This is a genomic window from Fonticella tunisiensis (genome assembly GCF_004364155.1).
Taxonomy (GTDB): domain Bacteria; phylum Bacillota; class Clostridia; order Clostridiales; family Caloramatoraceae; genus Fonticella; species Fonticella tunisiensis.
In genome coordinates this window covers 122613-144070 of record NZ_SOAZ01000005.1, presented here as the reverse complement: position 1 = coordinate 144070, position 21458 = coordinate 122613, and the positions used below count along the sequence as shown (strand labels likewise).

Here is a 21458-nt window from a genome sequence, read left to right as displayed (position 1 = left end):
AGAAAAATCTTAGAACTTTCGTGACTTAAGCACGGCGAGTTTAACGAAAGTTCTTGATTTTTCAAATCCCGAGCATTAGAACTTCTTTGCTTAGCGTACTGGTGAATGAAGTATATTTTTTATCGCAGCGTCGATCTGTAAATTTATCTAGCACAACGAATTAATTTAGTTTTTCTTGTAAAACTTTGTTTAAAATACTATAATATCATTAGTATTTTGTGGATTGGTGGGTTATGGTATGGAAACAACTATTATTAATAAGAAGAAAAAAACAGTCATAATTCTTTCAATTACAGCATTGATGCTGATACTTTCTATAATTTTACCATACGCCTTATATCAGAGCTTTCTTAAAAGTCCTGTTTCTTACCAGAGCAGGGAAATTGAATTTTATGTAAAAAAAGGTGCCAGCACCAGCACCATAATAGAAGGGCTCCATAGGGAAGGCCTTATTAAAAACAAGCTTTTTGCAAAAATATATGTTAGAAATTTAAAAATGGATAAATCCCTAAAAACGGGATTTTACAAATTTAATACTTCCATGACACCGGTTCAAATATTCGACAAGCTCAAAAAAGGAGCTCCAGATATAGATGCTGTAAACGTAACTATACCTGAGGGATACACCGTTAAGCAAATTGCGGAAAAGCTCATGCAGGCTGGTGTTATTAAAAGCGTGGAATCCTTTTTAAATGAGGCTCAAAGGGGCGTTTTTAACTATGAGTTTTTAAAGGATATACCTCAAAACAGAACTTCAAGGCTTGAGGGATATCTTTTCCCCGACACCTATGAATTTAAAAAGGGTTCAGATGACCATGAGGTTATAGTTAAATTTCTTGACAGATTCAATGAAATTTATACATCGACAATAAAGGACAATCTTAAGGACATGAATGTAGATGAGATTATTACAATGGCTTCCATAGTGGAAAAGGAAGCAAAGGTTCAAGAGGAAAGGCCTGTTATAGCAGGAGTATTTTATAACAGGCTCAAGATAAACATGCCCCTTGAATCCTGTGCCACACTTGAATATGCCCTTGGGGTGCATAAAGAGGTGTATTCAATTAAGGATACTCAGGTAGAATCGCCCTATAACACTTACAGAAATCCTGGACTTCCGATTGGACCAATCAGCAACCCCGGAAAAAAATCCATTGAGGCTGCATTATACCCTGAGAAGGTTGACTATTTATTCTTTGTAGCAAATGGGGATGGCACACATAAATTTGCAAAAACTTATAGTGAGCATTTAAGGAATAAAAACTCGACAGGGAATTAATTTTATAATATTGAAAAAACTAATTAATACATGGTAATGGGCTTTTAGCACGTTAATTCCATGTATTAATTTTGTGTATGGAGGCAGATATGAGCAATATAGCCCATGACTATATAGAGGATTATATAAGAAGCCTTATACCTGAGAGAAAGGACCATATAAAGCTTATGGAGGACTATGCAAAGGAGAATTCAATTCCAATAGTTCACCCTGAGGTGGCCCAATTTTTAAAGGTTTTGATAAAATCACACAAAATAAAGAAAATCATCGAGGTTGGAACGGCTATAGGATATTCTTCATCGGTGATGGCGGAGGCTGCAGGCGAAGGCTCCCAAATCGTTACCATCGAGCGCGATGATAATATGTATAGGCTGGCCCTTGAAAACATAAAATTCTGCGGATTTGAGGACAGAATCAAGGTGATAAAGGGAGATGCCCTTGAGGTACTTGAAGGGCTTGAGGGAAGCTTTGATATGGTTTTCCTTGATGCGGCCAAAGGGCATTATGATCATTTTCTGACTCACTGTATAAGGCTTTTGAGGCAGGGAGGGCTTCTTATATCCGACAACGTTCTGTTTAGAGGCATGATTGCAACAAATAAACTTCTTATAAGGCGAAAGATTACAATAGTTAAGAGGATGAGAAAGTATCTTGAACATATTTCCAATATGAAGGAGCTTGAAACCGTTGTTTTACCAGTAGGAGATGGAATTGCAATGAGCTGCAAACTTTAGTAGATGGCAGCGGTGTAGAATGGAGGATTGAATATGAAAAAGATTGAGCTTCTGGCACCGGCTGGAAACCTTGAAAAGCTTAAAACAGCAATAATATACGGTGCTGATGCAGTATATATGGGGGGAGAAGCCTACAGCCTGAGGGCAATGGCTGATAACTTCACCAGAGAAGAGATGATTGAAGGAATCAAGTTTGCTCACGAAAGAGGTAAAAAGGTTTATATAACCGTTAACATATTTGCACATAATTCTGATCTTGGCGGTATGCCTGAATACATTAAGAGTATAAACGAAATTGGCGCTGATGCCGTTATAGTATCCGACCCCGGGGTTTTTGCTATTGTAAGGGAGGTTGCTCCAGACCTTGAGGTTCACATAAGTACCCAGGCTAACAACACAAACTATATGACAGCTGAATTCTGGTATAAGCTTGGTGCGAAGAGAATTGTCCTTGCAAGGGAACTCTCTCTGAAGGAAATAAGAGAAATAAGGGAAAGGATTCCTGAGGATATGGAGATCGAAGCCTTCATACACGGTGCCATGTGTATGGCTTATTCTGGACGATGCCTCTTATCAAACTTTATGACGGGAAGGGATGCCAACAGAGGTGCCTGTGCCCATGCCTGCAGGTATAAATACTACCTTATGGAGGAAAAGAGGCCTGGGCAGTATTTTCCCGTGTATGAAAACGACAGGGGAACCTATATAATGAACTCCCATGACCTGTGTATGATAGAGCACATACCTGAACTTGTTGATGCTGGTATAACAAGCTTTAAGATAGAAGGAAGGATGAAGAGCTCCTATTACGTTGCATCGGTTGTTAAGGCATACAGAGAGGCGATCGACAGCTATCTAAGGGATAAGGAAAACTATAAATTCAATCCAAAATGGCTTAAGGAACTTTCAAAGTCCAGTCATAGGGAATTTTCAACTGGTTTTTACTTTGGAAGGCCTGATAAGCAGATTTATTCCAGCTCTTCATATATAAGGACGCACGATGTAGTTGGAATCGTTGTTGACTACGATGAGAATACTCATACTGCAACTATAGAGCAGAGGAATAAGGTTTTAAGGGGAGAAGAGGTTGAGGTTTTAACTCCAAAAGGGGATAACTTCAATATAATGCTTGAGGATATCAGGAATGAGGAAGGAGAGCCAATAGATTCTACGCCTCATCCACAGATGATATATAAACTGAAAACCGATAAACCACTAAAACCATTTGACATGCTGGTTAAGGAGAAAGGGGATTAATATGAGCAGGCCTATTTTAATTGGAATTGCAGGCGGAACGGGATCAGGTAAAAGTACAGTGGCACAGGAGATATATAAAAGCCTGCCCGAGGAGAGCATTGTAGTTATTGAGCAGGATTCATACTATAGGGACCAGAGCCATCTATCCTTTGAAGAAAGGACTAAAACAAATTATGACCATCCCAATGCCTTTGATACCGCCCTTCTTTTAAAGCATCTTAAGATGCTATTAAATGGAGAGGCCATAGACAAGCCTATTTATGATTTTGAAGTTCATAACAGGAAAAAGGAAACCATAAGGGTTGAGCCAAAGGACATTATAATCCTTGAGGGAATTATGATACTTGTTGAACCCGAAATAAGGGATTTACTTGATATTAAGATATTCGTTGATACAGACGCTGATGTAAGGATTATAAGGAGGATACAGAGGGATATAACTGAAAGGGGAAGGACAATTGATTCAGTTATAGAGCAGTATATGAGCACTGTAAGACCGATGCATCTTCAATTTGTTGAACCTACTAAAAGGTACGCTGATATAATAATACCAGAGGGTGGATATAACAAGGTTGCAATAGATATTATGATTGCAAAGGTTAAGGAAATAGACAGAAGGAATAAAAATTTGTTATAGGGAGAAAAGCAGATGGAGCACTGAGCCATCTGCTTTTTGCTTTTTTTATCAAAGGACGCTGCGATAAAATAATTTATTCCATTCACGAATACGCTTATGCAAAATTTTTTGAGAATGTGCATATTTTTATGTTTAGGAACATATATATTATTGAGTATCTATCCCCATTTTGAAAAAGATATTTCAATTATATACAAAATGTGGTAAAATAATGCTGGAATAGTAATATATACATAGTCTAATAGACATGCACAAAGCCCCCCGGGATTTCATAATATGTACATAAGACTGTATTGGGGGGGTGAAAAATTGATATTTGATATTCTTTTTAATCTTCTTGATGGAGTTTTCCTACTATTTGGATATGTTACTAATGGAAATTCCTTCCCCCAGCCCCTGACAGAGGAAGAGGAAAGGCAGCTTTTTACAGCCTATAGGGCAGGAGATGAAAACGCTAAAAACGAACTGATTACAAGGAATTTGAGGTTGGTTGCCCATATAATAAAGAAATTCAGTCCACATGGAAAGGATGCAGATGACCTCATCTCCATTGGAACCGTAGGGCTCATTAAGGCTATTGAGAGCTTTGATTACAACAAGGGCAACCGACTTGCCACCTATGCAGCAAAGTGCATAGAAAACGAAATACTGATGAATGTAAGATCGAATAAAAAGATTAAATCTGAAGTGTATCTTCAGGATCCTATAGGGGTAGATAAGGAAGGAAATGAAATATGCTTTATGGATGTGCTTGGAACTGAAAGCGATGCAATACTTGATGAGGTTGAAAGCAAAATATCAATAAAGAAGCTTTATTCTCTGATTGACAGGGTGTTGGAAGGAAAGGAAAAATGTATAATACAATGGAGATATGGCCTTGTGGGAGATCCTCTAACTCAGAGGGAAATTGCAAAAAGCCTTGGAATTTCAAGGTCATATGTTTCCAGGATAGAGAAGAAGGCTTTAAAGAAGCTTGCAAAGGAGATGCAAAGTTAAATTTGGCGGGTCTGTTACTATAGCAGGCCCTTTTATATTGGACAGGCATATTTTAAGATTGAATGTAAAAACTATAGTTGTAATTATCAAAGGGCGGTGGGATAAATAAATATTTTATTCACTTCTGCTGTCGAGCCATGTCTGATCTTTATAATAAGCAGTCGATATAATATAATTACTATATGAACGCGTTGTGCCAGATAAATTTAACGCTGCGATAAAAAATATATTTCATTCACCAGCACGCTTAGCAAAGAAGTTCTAAGGCTCGGGATTTGAAAAATCAAGAACTTTCGTTAAACTCGCCGTGCTTAAACAAACTAAAGTTCTAGGATTTTTCTGCATCCCTTCGCCAAGAACTTCTAGCTCTTAGCTTTATGTGAATTTCATATATTTTTTATCTCCGCTTAACCCCTGAACTAGTACAAAGAGTTATATGATGATTTTTGTTGTGCCGCTGAGGTGAAAGTATGAAAAATATATTTAAACCTGATTATTATGTCACGAGTATTTATAATATAAGTTTCGGGAAGCTCAGAGAAATGGGAATACGGAATGCCCTCATAGACATTGATAATACCCTCATGCCCTGGGGAAGCGAAAGGGCTGATGACAGGGTGAGGGATCTTGTAAGGGAATTAAAGGAGGAGGGAATAAGGCCCTGTATACTTTCAAATGCTCCGAAAAACAGAGTTAAAACCTTTGTTGAAAATCTTGATATTGACTTTTATTCCTCAGGAAGGAAGCCAATGAAGATGACCTTTTTAGGTGCACTCAAAAAGCTCGGGGCCAAACCGAAAAATACATGTATAATAGGGGATCAGATATTTACAGATATACTAGGAGGAAATCGCATCGGGCTTTATTCGATACTTGTTGATCCGATAGACAAAAATGAATCGCTGCATACACAGTGGATAAGGGCTATAGAGAGGATCATTAAAAAGAAACTAAATTATGCAAAGGAACTGATGAAGGGTGAGTGATCTTTACGGACTTATAGGGGAAAGGCTTGGACATAGCTATTCTCCTATAATACACAGGGAAATTTTAAAAGAGATAAAAATGGATGGGTGCTACCATCTTTTTGAAGTAAAAAGAGAAGATCTGAAGGATGCTTTATATGGACTTAAAGCCCTCGGGGCAAAGGGAGTAAACGTAACGATTCCATATAAGGTGGAGGTTATGAAATACCTTGATGCCCTGTCCGGCGAAGCGGAAGCTGTTGGTGCTGTAAACACCATAGCCTTTGAAAATGGCAGCATGGTTGGATATAATACCGATTACTATGGATTTGGTATGTTGATGAAAGGCAGCAGCATCGATATAAAAGGTAAAAGGGCTGTAGTGCTGGGCAGCGGTGGAGCCGCCAGGGCAGTGGTTCAGTACTTAAAAGATAATGGCGCAGAAAAAGTTGTGGTTGTGAGCAGAAGTGCTCAAAATGCTGATTTTAATGATGTAGAACTCATAGACTATACTAGATTGGCATGGTTAAGGTTTATGGATGTAATTATTAACTGCACACCCTGCGGAATGTATCCTGATATTGATTGTACCCCCGTTAGCAGAGAAATTTTAAACAATTTTGCTGCTGCCGTGGATTTAATTTATAATCCTGGGAAGACTTTGTTTTTGAAGCTTGCTGATGAGATTGGCATTAAAACCGTAAATGGAATGCAAATGTTAATTGGACAGGCTATTAAAGCCCAGGAAATATGGAATAAAATTCGTATAGATCTGACCATAATTAACAGTATAAGCAAGAAAATTAGATAAAATTGGTATATTTTATTGATAAAATGTTATATTTATAATACAATATAGGGGAGATAAATATGGCCGACATAAAGAAAAAGAGATTGGGAGATATGCTGGTTGAAGCTGGTAAAATTACAAGGGAACAGCTGGAAATTGAGCTTAAAAAGCAGAGGATTACCGGGAAGAGGCTGGGCGAACTCCTTGCTGAAGATGGCCTGGTTTCAGAGGACGATATACTTGATGAACTTGAGATCCAGCTTGGTATCAAAAGGGTGTACCTGGATTTTATAGATATTGACAGGGATGCTGTAAAACTCATTCCTGAAAGTCTTGCCAATAAGTATGACCTGATTGCCATAGGGATTAAGGACGGCAAAGTACAGGTAGCCATGTCCGACCCCCTTAATATTTTTGCGCTGGATGATGTTAAAATAGCTACCGGATATGAGGTGGAACCCCTTATTTCCAGCAAGGAAGAAATTAAAAAGTCCATCGACAAGTATTATTCGAGCCAGTATGCACAAAGGGCTGCAGAGGAGCTTTCAAAGGAAAGCGCGGCACAATCGGAAGATGAGGATAGTGGGCTTGATGACATAAAAAATGCCCCTGCAGTAAGGCTTGTGGATACAATTATTAAGAATGCAGTTAAGGCAAGGGCAAGCGATATTCACATTGAACCCTATGAAAAATATTTAAGAATAAGATACAGAATCGATGGGGAGCTTCAGGAGGTTTTGAAACCTCCAAAGGATACCCTTGGAGCCCTCGTTACCCGTATAAAAATCCTTGCAGGCCTTAATATTGCCGAAAGAAGGCTTCCACAGGACGGTAGAATACTAACCAAGGTAGAGGGCAGGGAAGTGGATTTGAGGGTTTCAACGCTGCCCACCGTTCATGGAGAAAAGACAGTTATAAGAATACTCGACAGAGAAAACTTCCTGATCGGCAAGGATAAACTCGGTATTTTCGATGAGGATCTTGAAAGGCTTGACAGAATTATAAAAAGCCCCTATGGAATTGTACTTGTTACAGGGCCCACGGGAAGCGGTAAATCAACCACCATGTATGCTATTTTAAATGATATTAATACTACGGGTAAAAACATAATAACAGTTGAGGATCCCGTTGAATATATGTTGGATGGAATAAATCAGGTAAACGTTAATCAAAAAGCCGGATTAACCTTTGCAGCAGGCTTAAGAGCTATTTTAAGGCAGGACCCCGATATAATAATGATAGGCGAGATTAGAGACGGTGAAACTGCTGAAATTGCAATAAGGGCTGCCATAACGGGACATCTTGTTTTAAGCACCATACATACAAATGATGCCCCTTCAGCAGTTATAAGGCTGAGGGATATGGGAATAGAGCCTTATCTCGTGGCAACATCTATCTCAGGAGTCATAGCTCAGAGGCTGGTAAGAAAGATATGCCCAAAATGCAGCCAGGAATACGATGCAAGCGAATATGAGAAAAAGCTTCTGGATGAAGATCCTGGAAGACGCATAAAAATTTATAGAGGTACTGGATGTGCCTACTGCGACTATACTGGCTATTCCGGACGTACAGGGATTTATGAAATAATGGAAATAGAAAGGGAGCACAGGGAATATATAATGCATGAGAGGAGCACTGATGAATTAAGGGACCTTGCTGTAAAAAAAGGAATGAAAACTCTGAAAAGATCATGTAAGGATTTGGTGTTAAACGGAATTACAACTATTGATGAGCTTGTTAAAATAGCTTATTTAAAAGACTAAGGGAGGTTAATATGCTGCAATTTGAAGAACTACTGAAGAAAGCAATTGAGCTTAATGCGTCCGATTTACATTTAACCGTTGGTATTCCTCCTACAATGAGGATAAATGGAAATCTGGTTCCCTATGGAAATAATAAACTCACTCCTAAGGATGCAGAGAGCTATGTTATGCAGATTTTAAACGATGAACAGTACAGGAAATACAAAGAAACTGGAGAAATTGACCTTTCATACTCAATTCAAGGTATAGGAAGGTTCAGGGTGAATGTTTTCAGACAGAGGGGCAGCGATGCCATGGCACTTAGAACCGTTGCACCACAGGTTCCTACCCTTGACGGCCTTGGAATGCCTCCAGTATTAAAGGAGCTTACTACAAAAAACAGAGGGCTCATACTTGTTACAGGGCCAACGGGTAGTGGAAAATCAACAACCCTGGCTGCAATGATTAATGAAATAAACAGCACAAGAAGTGGACACATCATAACCCTTGAAGACCCTGTGGAATATCTGCACAGGCATAAAAAAAGTATAGTTAACCAGAGAGAAATTGGACACGACTCAAAATCCTATGTGGCGGCTTTGAGGGCAGCTTTAAGGGAAGATCCGGATGTTATTTTAGTTGGAGAGATGAGGGACTTGGAAACTATTTCAACTGCCATTACGGCGGCGGAAACAGGCCACCTTGTACTTTCAACCCTTCATACAATAGGTGCTTCAAAAACAGTGGACAGAATTGTTGATGTTTTTCCGCCCCATCAGCAGCAGCAAATTAAAGTTCAGCTTGCAGCTGTATTGGAGGGGGTAATATCACAGCAGCTTCTTCCAAGGGCAGACGGGGAAGGAAGGGTATGTGCACTTGAGATAATGGTGGCAACTCCTGCCATAAGGAACTTAATCAGGGAAGGAAAGACTCATCAAATAGATTCAGCTGTGCAGACAGGGGGAAAGTATGGTATGAAGACCATGGACATGTCTCTTGTGGAACTTTATAAAAAGGGCCTTATAAGCTACGACGTAGCCATGACCTATTCCGTAGACAGGGATATAATGATGAGACTTATAAACCTGTAAAGAGGTGGACTTATGCCTGTATTTGAATACGAAGCAAAGACCCTTCAGGGTACAACTGTAAGAGGAAAAACTGAAGCTGTAGATGAAGCAGCGGTAACCAACTATTTGAGGAGCAACAGCTACTACCCTGTTAGAATAAAGCAGTATAGGGAGTCAATGAATATCAGCCTTGGTGAATATAAAAAGGTTGGGCTTAAGGATATATCGATATTTTGCAGGCAGTTTTCAGTCATAATTGCTTCGGGGATTAGCATTTTAAGGGCCTTGGAGATAGTAAGGGAGCAGACTGAGAACAAAAAGCTGAAAAAAATATTAACAACTGTCTTCGATGATGTTCAAAAGGGTAAAGGATTGTCTGATGCGATGGGAATGCACAGGGAATTCCCTGAAATGCTTGTAAATATGGTTCAGGTTGGGGAGGCCAGCGGAACCCTTGACAGGGTTATGGAGAGGATGGCTGTTTATTATGAAAAAGAATACAGGCTGAACCAGAAGATTAAGCAGGCACTGACTTATCCAGCAACAGTGAGCATATTTGCCCTTATTGTAGTCATAATTTTGGTTGTTAAGGTTTTACCAACTTTTGTTAATATGATTGGACAGTTTGGAGGAGGGGAACTTCCTCTTCCAACAAGGATAGTTATGGGGCTCAGCAGTGCACTTCAAAATAATGGATTGTTAATAACCGTTTTAATGGCGGGTATAATTATGCTGACACGCATATATTTAAAATCCAGAGAAGGAAGGAACGCGTTGGATAAGTTCAGGCTTAATGCACCCCTTATGGGCAAGATTTATAAAAAGATAATTACGGCAAGGTTTGCAAGGACCTTTGGAAACCTTATGGGAAGCGGACTTCCAATCCTTGAGAGCATAAGCATATGCTCAAAGGTTGTTGGAAACAGCATTATAGAGAAAATGCTCAATGATGTAAGGGAAGATTTAAAAAAGGGTACAGGACTTGGTGATGCCCTTTCTGTAAGAGGCATATTCCCTATGATGCTGACGCAGATGATCAAAATAGGTGAGGAATCCGGTACCCTTGACAGCATACTGGAAAAAACGGCAGAGTTTTATGATGGGGAAATAGAGTCAGTTACTGCTCAGCTTACCACAATGATTGAGCCTGTTATAATCATAACTCTGGCTTCGGTTGTGGGATTTATAATATTATCCATAATACTTCCAATATTCCAGATGTACCAGATGATAGGTTAGTACATGACTGAAAAGGTTTGTCTATCCATATAGAAATTTATTTCAGTGAAAGGAGGTGAGGGGGATGAAAAGGAAGAACAGCAGGAAGAAGAAGGGGTTTACCCTGGTTGAATTGATTGCGGTTATCGCTATATTAGGAATATTGGCGGCTATTGTTGTGCCAAAGGTGAGCAATTATACTGCTGCAGCTAATAATGCAAAGCTTTTAGCTAACGCTAAGACGATTGCACAGGCTGTAGAGTTATATAATACGGAACAAGATAATGCTGCAAATCCAATTACCGAACAAACATCTATTGATGAGATAAAAACTAAATTAATGCCTTCATCAGGTACTAAGTATTTAAGCAGCTGGCCAAATGATCTTGGTGGTTGGCAAGATTATGGAGATATAATAGACTATATCCAAACTGCTGATCAAAACAATAGCAGTCAAAGCAATGGCGGTAACTAAAATAATGGCAATAAATAAGATAAATAGTTGAATATTACTCGAAGGATATTTATTCTTCGAGTAATATTCATTAAATACAACTTTTATGTATTTATGAGTTATAATATTGAATTTACGGAAGACAGCTGTGGCAGGAAAATTATATTCGATCCAACGTTACGCTACATAGAAAAGTTCTAGGTCTTGTGATTTGCAGGACCTTACATATATTTTTTATCTCTGCTGATTTGGGGATAAAATACTTATAAAAGACACTGTGATAAAAAATATATTGCTCTCACAACTACGCTTACGCACAGAGGTTCTAAGGCTCGGGACAGCTGACAAGCCAAGTAAGCTTTTAAAACTCGCTTGGCTCAAACACCACGAACTCTACTTCGGCTTCTCAGCTGCCCACCCGCCAAGAACCTCTAGTTGTTCGTTAAAATAGTTCGCTTCATATATTTTTTTATCACAGCTTATTAAAAAAAAGAATTAGCACAACAAGTTAAATTAAGTGCTTCCCTTGGAGGTAAATTATGTTGCTCTTAGTCTTTATATTCGGCCTAATTATAGGCAGCTTCCTAAACGTCTGTATATACCGCATACCGCGCGGCGAATCCATATCCTGCCCACCATCGCACTGTACAAGCTGCGGAAGAAGGATAAGGTGGTATGATATGTTTCCCGTACTTAGTTATTTATTATTACGGGGAAAATGCAGATTTTGCGGGGATAGGATTTCAATCAAATATCCTTTAATAGAGTTGACAACAGGTGCCCTGTTTGCGGCACTTTATATAAATTATGGATTATCCTTTGAATTTATAAAATTTGCTCTTTTTATATCCTTGTTAATAGTAATTGGAATTATAGATTTAAATACAATGGATGTATATTTAAAAACAACTATTTTTGGAGTGATTTCAGGTATAGTATTCATGATAATTGGCTATTATCTATATGGCAATGTCATGGAGTATATATCTGGAGGGCTTCTTGGAGGAGGAACAATAGCTTTAATAATAATTTTGACAAAGGGAATGGGCTGGGGAGATGCAGAGATCTGCCTGGTTTCAGGTCTTTTTTTAGGACTCAGGCTTGCTGTGGTAATGTTGTTTTTATCCTTTGTAATTGGAGGGTTCACAGGTATTGCCCTGATATTGCTTAAAAAGAAATCGCGCAGGGACTATATACCCTTTGGCCCTTTCATAGCATTATCCTCTATCGTTACGACATTCTTTGGAGAGAGGATATTAACCTGGTATCTGTCCCTGCTTTAGAGGGGAGATACTTTGAAAAGAGGTTTTACTCTTATTGAAATATTATGTGTACTTGCTATAGTATCAATTATTTCAGCAATCTCGTATCCAGATGTTAAAAGGATTTTACTTAAAGACAGGCTTGATATCACGGCGAGTAAACTGGTTAACGATTTAAGATATGCAAAAATGCACGCTGTAACCCAGGGAACATCATCTGTAAGCGTTATTTTTTTAAAAGAAAACAGCAGTGATGATTATAATGGATATTGGATTTACAAGCCATCTAACCTGTCTTCTATGGAATTAAAGAAGGTGTATCTGACGGATGAAATATATATAAGCAGAAGTGAGAGTACCTTTAGTATTACAAACAAAATACAGTTTAATACAAATGGGAGCATATCTCCACATGCATGCTCAATAGTTTTAAAGGATAGACAAACCGGTAAAAGCATTAAAATTACCCTAACCATTGGGTATACAAGGATAATGATAGTGAAAAGGTGAGATTATGGAAAAGGGATTCACCCTTATAGAAGTGGTTGCGTCAATAGCCATAATTGCCATGCTTGTTTTGGCAATAGGCGCTTTAAACAGTGGAAATATAAAGACCAATAAAACCACACTAAATAGGGACAGCAGCTTTAACATTGCCATGGCAATATGTGAAAAATTTAAGTCTGAAGCAACTACTGTGGATGAAAAGACTGCTGTACTTTATATCAACAGCTTGAATGATCTTGATGGATATATAATAACTGATTTAGTTAATAGCACCACCGAAACCCCAAATACTGATATTCAAAGTATAAGGGATGGCAACAGCAGCCATAAATTATATGCTGTTGTAATTGAAGGGTTTAATAAGACAATCGGTGGTGTTAACCTTAATATGTTAAAAGTTAAAGTGATTACAATGGATAAGGAAAATAATGGTGTTACACTGCAGGTATCAAAATAAATGGAAGTGGTTTTGTGTATAAGAAAAAGGGATTTACTTTAATTGAAATTATAGCAGCCCTGTTTATTTTTTCAATAATAGTAGCTATAACGTTTAACTTCATTAATTTTAATAACTACCTTTTTTCAAATATAAGTTCAAGCGTGGATAAAAAGGGTAATCTTAGAATTGCTATGGATTTTGTTATAGAAAAGATCAGGAACGGGAATGTGATAATCATAGAAGAAAATAATGGAAAGGTCACCATAGATGGGAAATCCATATATGTAAAAAACAACATATTAAGATATGATGTGGATTCACAGCAAATTGCACCCGAAATAACTGATTTTAAAGTTTTTCTTGAAAATGAAACGAGTGGTCTTTATAGAGTAAGGATTGTTTCTGAAATTTATTCATTTGAAACTTTTGTGATGAAAAGGGGTAAGTAATGTGAGAAAAAGGGGTTCTGCTTTAATATATGTTTTAATTATTTTGGTACCTGTTATGATCCTTGCCCTTAGTCTTGCTGATTTGACAACAGTGGATTTTAAAGTAAGTAATCATGTGATAAATTCACAGCAGGCCTTTTACAATGCAGAAAGCGGTATAGAATATGCTTTAAAATATTTAGAGTTGAATGATTATCCAAAGGAAACAAAAGATGCTGAAAGAATCTACTTTGATGACAGTATAAGTGGAAATAATTATGCTGATGTAAAGATTAATTATAAAAGAGAAAAGGATAAGGATATTTTTACAATCAACTCAACGGGCCACTATATGGGATATCAGAAAAATCTCCAAAAGGAATTATCATTTAATATTGTTTCTACACCAGTAAAAATAACCTCTTCCATTTTCAATCTTAAAAGAAAATTTATGATTAAAAATATTATGGTGGAGGGAATATCCGATAGAGTTAATTTTTATGTAAAACCCGGTAGAGATAAAAAACAAGATCAGGATAAATTTTTAATTCTTTCAGGAAGCCAAACGGGTTCTAGCTTTGTTGAAAGTGGGGACAACTATAGCTTTGTAAAGAACAATGGTGCAGGGGGAGGAATAAAAATTAACAAAGACAGCTTTTTTTATCCAGCTTCCAGAGATGATAACAGCATACCGTCAATAAAGACTGGAGACAATTCAGGGAAATGGTTAAGATATGGTGGTACAGATGTATATTATTATGTATCAGATGGGGATATAACAATAAATGGAACAATCTTCACTAATTCCAATGATTCTACAGAATTTCTAAAGGGGTTAAAACAATACAGCAGCAGTATAAGGGTTATTTTTGTTAAGGGAAATGTAACCCTTGAAAATATATTTGGAAATGTTGATAAGAAGAATACCCTGGCTGGGAAATATATGAACAACCTTCTTATATATAGTACAGAAAGTTTAACAATAAAAAATGTTGATTTTCAATCAGGAGCATCAGGTAACAGTGGGCAGAGCGATATAAATATTTGTTTTATTGCAAATGAATTAAAGGTCTCGGGAATCAACACTATAAGCTATGTTTCAGGGAATGATGGCTTATTGTATCAAAATCAAAAAAATATAGAGAATTTAATAACACAAAACATTATTTCAGACATTGACTGGGAGTAGGTGATCTTATGTTGTCAAGGGGCATACTTGCAGTAGATGCAGGGACGAAATTTATAAAACTGATTTATGGTGAAAACATCTTTGGAAGAATAACAATAAAAAAGTGTGGGTTAATTGAAACCCCTGAGAAAGCCATTGATTCGGGACGTATAAATCAAATTGAAAAAGTATTTGAGGCACTAATTCAATTTATTAAAATAAATAATATAAAGGCTAGAGATATCTCCTTTGCAATACAGGGAAATGATATTGTTATAAGATATGCAGAAGTGCCAATAATGGATGAAAAAAACATTAGAGATGCTGTTGAGTGGGAGATAAAGCAGTATCTTCCCGAAAATGGTGAGAGGCACTATATAGATTTTGAGGTACAGCACAGCGTTTTAGAAGCTGATAAAAAGGCATATAGGGTTATGGTAGCTGCGGTACCAAGGGATATTATAGATAATTATGTGGCACTTACAGATATGCTGAAATTGAGGCTTAGAGCTATTGATATTTCAGCAAACAGTGCGGCAAGGATTTTCAGGTTGAGGGATGGTGAAAACTCTCAATTTGAAAGTATCGGAATCATAGATATAGGTTTTTCAAGCAGCAGGATAGTTATACTGGAGAATGGAAGGCTTTTCATGGAAAGGGAGGTGCCCTTTGGCATTAACAATGTCATTAAGGAAGTTTCAAGAAAGCTTCAGGTTAATGAAGAGGAATCCCTTAGGTTTATAACGGATAGCTTTGATATTGCAAAGGTTAATGAAAACGATGAAGTTGAAAGAAGGATTTTAACTCTTTTTGACAACGTTTTATCCACTTTTTTAAAGATAATTCAGTTTTACGCCACAGGAAAAACCAAGAAGACACTTGATAAGATATATCTTATTGGTGGAGGATGTGAAATTAAGGGTATAGAGGACTATATTAAGGATTCCCTTGGCTCAGAAGCTTCTATAGTAAAATCTTTTGATATGCTAAAAAGCAAAGTTAAATTTAATGAAACATGCGATGCTAAACTATTTGTAAATGCTTTTGGGCTTCTTTTGAGAAAGGAGTAATAGAATGTATGAATTAAATCTGCTGCCATATCAAATAAAACAAAAAAGGCAAAAACACCTTAAAAACAGGCAGTATATAGTATATGCGGTAATTGCTCTGTGTCTATTATCTTCAGCACTTTACGTTCCTCACATGATTGAATGGAGTTTAAAGGCAACGGAATTAAAACTCAAGGAACAAATAGAGAAAAACAGTAAGATACTTGCGGAAAATAAAAGTATAAACCAGGAAACGGAAGAGCTTAAATCATATATTGAAAAAGTTAAGGACATGACATCCAGAAAGGTTATCGCAGGCGACAGAATAAGAAATCTTGAAAAATATGTGCCATCCGACGTTATCTTAGAAAATTTAAATTATACCAAAGGGACAATTACGATAAATGGAAATGCACAAAATTATAACTCAATAAGCGAATTTGCTGCTAGCCTTCAAACCACTGATAATTATAGGGATGCCAGAATTACAAACATTATCTACAACCCTGAGCAGTCCAGATATTTGTTTTCCATCAGCATAAGCTATACGAGGGAGGAAAGGAAATGATAAATTTAAGCAAGAGGGAGAGGACTTTGCTCATTATAACCGGGGTTATGATCTTTTTTGCTTTGTATTACAGTTATTTTCTATCTCCCATTTTAAAAAACATATCCGATTCCAGAGCAAATATTGCAATTTATGAAAATGAACTGGGTAATTTAAAATTGACGCAAAAGCTTAATGAAAAACAGAAGAAGGAGCTTGAAGTCATAAGAGATGGGTTTGAAGACGCTGCAAAAGCTCTGCCCAAAATGGAAAGGAGCCCCGAAATAGCATATAATTTAAAAGTTTTAGGTGATGAAAAGGCCATAATAATAAATTCCTTGTCCTTTGGAGAGCCATCGGAGTATAAAATTGAAAGTAATGATTCGAATAACAAAGCAGATACTAAGGACTCTATAAGTGAAGGCGGAGGAAGCGATTCAAATAAAACGGGGGCTGATGCTAAGAATCAGGAAGAAAAGCTGTATGTTGTGGCTGTAAACCTTTCGGTTTCAGGGGATTATATTAACATAATGGATTTCATATCCTCTGTTGAAAATGATAAAAGGATTGCTGAGATAACTGATGTAAACATGAGCAGAGGACAGAATGGAAAGCTTTCTGCAAAAATAAATATAAATTATTACTACGTTGACACAAAGGACAAGGGGGAGCTTAAATATGATTTCAACAACCGAAGCTACGGGAAGCAGAACCCCTTTGAATAAAAACATTGTCCTCAGTGGCATGCCGGACAGTGGGAAAACAACAAAACATTATATTCTAACCAAATCTCCAGCAACAAAAGGTTTACAATGCAAGGTGAAATCTGATAAAATACAATTGTTGTGTATAAACAGGATGTATTAGTATAATATTCCTTATTAGGATGTGATATTTTGAAGATACTAATTATAAATGGCCCAAATATGAACCTTTTGGGAGTACGTGAAAAGGACGTATATGGCACAATGACCTATGATAAAATGTGCCAGTATATATATGATAAAGCAGAGGATATTGGCGTTGAAGTTCACATAGTTCAAAGCAACATAGAGGGCGAGATAGTTTGTCTTATACATGATGCGCAGGGCAAATACGACGGTATAGTTATAAATCCCGGGGCATATACCCACTACAGCATCGCAATACATGATGCTCTCAATGCTGTGGATGTACCTGCTGTTGAGGTGCATTTAAGCAATATATATGCCCGTGAGGAGTTTCGGCACAAATCCGTTACTGCACCGGCATGTATCGGGCAGATATCAGGTTTTGGACATTACGGTTATATAATGGCTATATTAGCTCTTGTAAATAGAGGGGGCGATAAAAATGATAATGAAAAGGCTTGAAAAAATCAGGGCGCAGTTTGACTCCCTGGGAATTGACGGAGTTTTAACCTATAAGGATGAAAATAGAAACTACCTGAGCGGTTTTACTGGAGATGAGAGCTTTGCACTTATAACCAGAGATAAGGCTTTCTTCATTACGGATTCGAGGTTTACCGAACAGGCTCAAATCGAAGTTAAGGAAGGCTATGAGATAATTGAATACAGGCCTCCAATAGCAGATACTATAAAGAGGCTTGTAGAGGACAATAATATAAAAAGCCTTGGTGTTGAAGAGGATAGAATGACCTTTGAGGATTATGACACATACAGGAATGTACTTGAAGGAGTAAATATTGTAAAGCTTAACTATGCAATAGAAAAGCTTAGAATGATAAAGGATAATGAAGAGGTAGAGTTTATAGCAAAGGCTGCAGAAATCGCTGATAGGGCCTTTGAACATATACTTGGTTTTATAAAACCGGGAATGACTGAAATTGAAATAGCCCTGGAGCTTGAATTCTTTATGAAAAAACTTGGTGCTTCAGCCCTTTCCTTCCCGATTATTGCAGCTTCAGGATGGAGGTCATCCCTTCCACACGGCGAAGCTTCAGAAAAGAAAGTTGAAGAGGGGGATTTCCTAACCCTTGACTTTGGCTGCGTTTACAAGGGATATTGTTCTGATATGACAAGAACTATAGTTATAGGAAGGGCAAGTGAAAAGCAAAAGGAAATCTATAATATAGTTCTTGAAGCCCAGGAGGCGGCCTTAAAGGCAGTTAAACCAGGTATGAGCTGTGTAGAACTTGATAAAATAGCAAGGGATATAATAACCGAAAGGGGATATGGAAACAGGTTTGGACATGGGCTTGGACATGGAGTTGGGAGGGCAGTTCACGAGCTGCCGGGCGTAAATATGAGGAGCAAATTTGTCCTTGAACCCGGAATGGTTATAACCGATGAACCTGGAATATATATTCCAGGATTTGGTGGTGTCAGAATAGAAGATCTGATTCTCGTAACTGAGAATGGATGCAGAGTTCTGTCAAATTCACCTAAAAATTTAATTGAGTTAGGCGTATAAAAAATTCATATAAAGTTAATAATTTCTATGGAGGTAGATTTATGATTTCAGCAGGCGATTTTCGAAAAGGAAGTACTTTTGAAGTTGATGGACAGGTATTTACTGTTGTAGAATTCATGCATGTAAAGCCAGGAAAGGGTGCGGCTTTTGTTAGAACAAAGCTGAGAAACGTTATAACTGGGGGAGTTATTGAAAGAACCTTCAGCCCAACTGAAAAGTTTCCTGAGGCTGTTATTGAAAGAAAGGAAATGCAGTACCTATATAACGATGGAGAGCTTTACTACTTTATGGATTTAAATACATATGACCAGATTCCTTTAAATAAGGAAAAGGTTGAGGATGCTATAAAATACCTCAAGGAAAACATGAATGCTATAATCAAGTTCTATAAGGGTGAAGCCTTCTCTGTTGAACCACCAAACTTTGTTGAACTTAAGGTTATTGCAACTGAGCCTGGAGTTAAGGGAGATACTGCAACTAACGCATTAAAACCTGCAACAGTTGAAACTGGAGCAACATTTATGGTTCCTCTATTTGTAAATGAGGGTGACGTTATTAGAATTGACACAAGAACTGGTGAATATATGTCACGTGTATAACACATACTGTAAATGATAACAGTGGCCTTTGCCACTGTTAATTTTAAATTGTAAGGAGGATAAAAGATGGATAACATAAGAGAAAGGGTTGCTTATCTTAAGGGTCTTTCAGATGGACTTGGAATTAACGAGGATACAAAGGAAGGAAAGCTTCTCATAGCTATGATCGATGTGCTTGATGATATGGCAGAAGCAATAGCACAGCTTGATGAGGATTATCAGGAGCTTGATGAATATGTAGACGCCATAGATCAGGACCTTGCAAACCTTGAGGATGACATGTATGATGAGGACGACGATGACGATTACGCTGACGATGAAAACGACTTCGTCGAAATAGAATGCCCAAACTGCCATAATACTGTATATTTAGACTCTGAAATGTTTGAGGATGGAGAAGAAGAAATAATATGCCCAAACTGCAATGAACCCATATATGTTGAAGCAGAGTGCCACTGCGAGGATGACGATGATTGCAACTGTGGGCATGACCATCATCATGAATAAACTAAAGATTTTCATGGCTAAAGGACTCGGTTTAGGGTCCTTTTTATTTTTTTGAAGAGGCGATACTTTCATTCACCATTTCGGCAAGGATATTCTTCCCGTTAACCCTCACCGCTTATCAAGAATTTATAACGATGCCTTTGTTTGAAAGAACTTCTTTGCAAAGCGCAAGAGGGAATGAAATATATTTTTTATCGCAGCGCCTACCTGTAGATATATCTACCTTTATTCCAATGAACTTCTCAGAGTGGCGAACGAGTTAATTTATATTGAACTGGTACAAGAGATTATTTTTATAAAATATTGTGCTTTTTATTAACAGAATTTTCACTCAAAAAACAATTTAATAATCAAATAAAATTTTATTTTTTTTAATGTTATAAATTTTTTTTCATCGTAATAAACATTATATAAGAAAGGAGGACAGGGTGATGTACCTTTATGATGAAAAAAAGATCAGGGATGTACTTGAGAGGGATATAATTCCAGTTCTTCCTGAGAGAATATCAAAAATCATAGGGAAAATATCCCCGGGGGATATGCAGTATATTGAAGAAATAAGGCTTCGTGTTCAAAGACCACTGATGATATTTAAAGGAGGGCTGGATTACTTTGTAAACGAGGATGGAAGTATATCTCACTTTTATACAAGGGCAGTAACTGTTATAAGGGAAGATATGGAGAGGGCCCTTCAACTTATGTCGGATTATTCAATATATGCGGTGGAGGATGAGATTAAACAGGGCTTTTTGACATTAAGAGGTGGACATAGAGTAGGGATAACCGGAAGAGGAGTTATTGATGGAAAGAAAATAAAGACAATTAAAAACATATCAGGCATGAACATTAGAATTGCAAGGGAAGTAAAGGGATGCGGTTTTGAATTGACCGAAAAGCTTTACAGGGATGGGGTAAAACATACCCTTATTGCGTCGCCGCCGGGATGTGGGAAAACCACTTTGCTAAGGGATGTGATAAGGATTTTAAGCTGGGGACAAAAGGAAATAGGGATTAGAGGATATAAGGTAGGCGTTGTTGACGAAAGGTCGGAAATTGCAGGATGTTATCTTGGGATACCTCAAAGGGATGTGGGAATACGTACAGATGTTTTAGACGCATGCCCAAAGGCACAGGGCATGATAATGCTTTTAAGATCGATGTCGCCTGAGATAATAGCCGTAGATGAGATAGGAAGCCTTGAAGATGCCGAGGCCATCGAGGATGCAGTAAACGCCGGTGTCAAGGTCATAGCAACCGTTCACGGAAGGGACATGACTGAAATATTAAAACGTCCGGGGGTTAAGAATCTTGTGGACAGAAGGACCTTTGAAAAAATAGTAATACTCAGCAGGAGGGAAGGCCCGGGAACCATAGATGAAATAATCGATGTTTAATCAT

At 37.6% G+C, this 21458-nt stretch carries 24 protein-coding genes; all 24 read left to right on the top strand.

Going from position 1 to position 21458, the window contains the following annotated elements:
* Window positions 1-238 precede the first annotated feature (238 nt).
* The 24 genes from mltG to spoIIIAA all read left to right on the top strand — a co-directional run bounded on the left by mltG (window position 239) and on the right by spoIIIAA (window position 21454).
* On the top strand, window positions 239-1279 hold the full coding sequence (mltG, locus tag EDD71_RS04785) for an endolytic transglycosylase MltG (RefSeq protein WP_133627607.1): 1041 nt from the start codon (window positions 239-241) through the stop codon (window positions 1277-1279).
* A gap of 89 nt (window positions 1280-1368) precedes the next feature.
* Window positions 1369-2013: an O-methyltransferase gene (locus tag EDD71_RS04780; protein ID WP_133627606.1), complete on the top strand. Its 645-nt coding sequence runs from the start codon at window positions 1369-1371 to the stop codon at window positions 2011-2013.
* A 33-nt stretch (window positions 2014-2046) separates the two neighbouring features.
* Window positions 2047-3270, top strand: coding sequence for a peptidase U32 family protein (locus EDD71_RS04775; RefSeq protein WP_133627605.1), 1224 nt, complete (start codon window positions 2047-2049; stop codon window positions 3268-3270).
* A 1-nt stretch (window position 3271) separates the two neighbouring features.
* Complete coding sequence (udk, locus tag EDD71_RS04770; protein ID WP_133627604.1) at window positions 3272-3907, top strand: uridine kinase; 636 nt, start codon at window positions 3272-3274, stop codon at window positions 3905-3907.
* A 276-nt stretch (window positions 3908-4183) separates the two neighbouring features.
* Window positions 4184-4903 carry an RNA polymerase sporulation sigma factor SigK gene (gene sigK, locus EDD71_RS04765; RefSeq protein WP_133627603.1) on the top strand — a complete coding sequence of 240 codons (720 nt, stop codon included), beginning with the start codon at window positions 4184-4186 and terminating at the stop codon, window positions 4901-4903.
* Between the two features lie 470 nt (window positions 4904-5373).
* Complete coding sequence (locus tag EDD71_RS04760; RefSeq protein ID WP_133627602.1) at window positions 5374-5889, top strand: YqeG family HAD IIIA-type phosphatase; 516 nt, start codon at window positions 5374-5376, stop codon at window positions 5887-5889.
* Window positions 5882-6679: a shikimate dehydrogenase gene (gene aroE, locus EDD71_RS04755; RefSeq protein WP_133627601.1), complete on the top strand. Its 798-nt coding sequence runs from the start codon at window positions 5882-5884 to the stop codon at window positions 6677-6679. The genes EDD71_RS04760 and aroE overlap by 8 nt, the downstream gene beginning before the upstream one ends.
* A 59-nt stretch (window positions 6680-6738) precedes the next feature.
* Window positions 6739-8421: a GspE/PulE family protein gene (locus EDD71_RS04750; RefSeq protein ID WP_133627600.1), complete on the top strand. Its 1683-nt coding sequence runs from the start codon at window positions 6739-6741 to the stop codon at window positions 8419-8421.
* Window positions 8422-8432: 11 nt separating this feature from the next.
* Window positions 8433-9491 carry a type IV pilus twitching motility protein PilT gene (locus EDD71_RS04745; RefSeq protein WP_133627599.1) on the top strand — a complete coding sequence of 353 codons (1059 nt, stop codon included), beginning with the start codon at window positions 8433-8435 and terminating at the stop codon, window positions 9489-9491.
* Window positions 9492-9503: 12 nt separating this feature from the next.
* A complete protein-coding gene (locus tag EDD71_RS04740) occupies window positions 9504-10709 on the top strand; it encodes a type II secretion system F family protein (protein ID WP_133627598.1) in 1206 nt (401 codons plus the stop codon).
* A gap of 64 nt (window positions 10710-10773) precedes the next feature.
* Window positions 10774-11163, top strand: a complete 390-nt coding sequence (locus tag EDD71_RS04735) for a type II secretion system protein (protein ID WP_133627597.1) — start codon at window positions 10774-10776, stop codon at window positions 11161-11163.
* 518 nt (window positions 11164-11681) lie between these two features.
* Window positions 11682-12425 carry a prepilin peptidase gene (locus EDD71_RS04730; RefSeq protein WP_133627596.1) on the top strand — a complete coding sequence of 248 codons (744 nt, stop codon included), beginning with the start codon at window positions 11682-11684 and terminating at the stop codon, window positions 12423-12425.
* A gap of 12 nt (window positions 12426-12437) precedes the next feature.
* Window positions 12438-12914, top strand: a complete 477-nt coding sequence (locus EDD71_RS04725) for a GspH/FimT family pseudopilin (protein ID WP_133627595.1) — start codon at window positions 12438-12440, stop codon at window positions 12912-12914.
* A 4-nt stretch (window positions 12915-12918) separates the two neighbouring features.
* The gene (locus EDD71_RS04720) at window positions 12919-13368 is read left to right on the top strand and encodes a prepilin-type N-terminal cleavage/methylation domain-containing protein (protein WP_133627594.1); all 450 of its coding nucleotides are present in this window, start codon (window positions 12919-12921) and stop codon (window positions 13366-13368) included.
* Window positions 13369-13382: 14 nt separating this feature from the next.
* Window positions 13383-13799, top strand: a complete 417-nt coding sequence (locus EDD71_RS04715) for a PilW family protein (RefSeq protein ID WP_166636340.1) — start codon at window positions 13383-13385, stop codon at window positions 13797-13799.
* A gap of 1 nt (window position 13800) precedes the next feature.
* On the top strand, window positions 13801-14967 hold the full coding sequence (locus tag EDD71_RS04710; RefSeq protein WP_133627592.1) for a pilus assembly PilX N-terminal domain-containing protein: 1167 nt from the start codon (window positions 13801-13803) through the stop codon (window positions 14965-14967).
* A gap of 8 nt (window positions 14968-14975) precedes the next feature.
* Window positions 14976-16016, top strand: a complete 1041-nt coding sequence (gene pilM, locus EDD71_RS04705) for a type IV pilus assembly protein PilM (RefSeq protein ID WP_133627591.1) — start codon at window positions 14976-14978, stop codon at window positions 16014-16016.
* A 4-nt stretch (window positions 16017-16020) separates the two neighbouring features.
* Entirely contained in the window at window positions 16021-16563 is a 543-nt protein-coding gene (locus tag EDD71_RS04700; RefSeq protein ID WP_133627590.1) for a PilN domain-containing protein, read from the top strand.
* Window positions 16560-17267, top strand: coding sequence for a type 4a pilus biogenesis protein PilO (gene pilO, locus EDD71_RS04695; protein WP_133627589.1), 708 nt, complete (start codon window positions 16560-16562; stop codon window positions 17265-17267). The genes EDD71_RS04700 and pilO overlap by 4 nt, the downstream gene beginning before the upstream one ends.
* Window positions 17268-17438: 171 nt before the next feature.
* Window positions 17439-17894, top strand: coding sequence for a type II 3-dehydroquinate dehydratase (aroQ, locus tag EDD71_RS04690; RefSeq protein ID WP_133627588.1), 456 nt, complete (start codon window positions 17439-17441; stop codon window positions 17892-17894).
* The gene (locus EDD71_RS04685; protein ID WP_166636339.1) at window positions 17875-18954 is read left to right on the top strand and encodes a M24 family metallopeptidase; all 1080 of its coding nucleotides are present in this window, start codon (window positions 17875-17877) and stop codon (window positions 18952-18954) included. Before aroQ ends, EDD71_RS04685 begins: the two co-directional genes overlap by 20 nt.
* Window positions 18955-18995: 41 nt before the next feature.
* Window positions 18996-19553 (top strand): elongation factor P, encoded by a 558-nt coding sequence (efp, locus tag EDD71_RS04680; protein ID WP_133627587.1) that lies wholly within the window; start codon window positions 18996-18998, stop codon window positions 19551-19553.
* A gap of 66 nt (window positions 19554-19619) precedes the next feature.
* Window positions 19620-20060, top strand: a complete 441-nt coding sequence (locus tag EDD71_RS04675) for a CD1247 N-terminal domain-containing protein (protein WP_133627586.1) — start codon at window positions 19620-19622, stop codon at window positions 20058-20060.
* 431 nt (window positions 20061-20491) lie between these two features.
* A complete protein-coding gene (gene spoIIIAA, locus EDD71_RS04670) occupies window positions 20492-21454 on the top strand; it encodes a stage III sporulation protein AA (RefSeq protein ID WP_133627585.1) in 963 nt (320 codons plus the stop codon).
* Window positions 21455-21458: the final 4 nt, after the last annotated feature.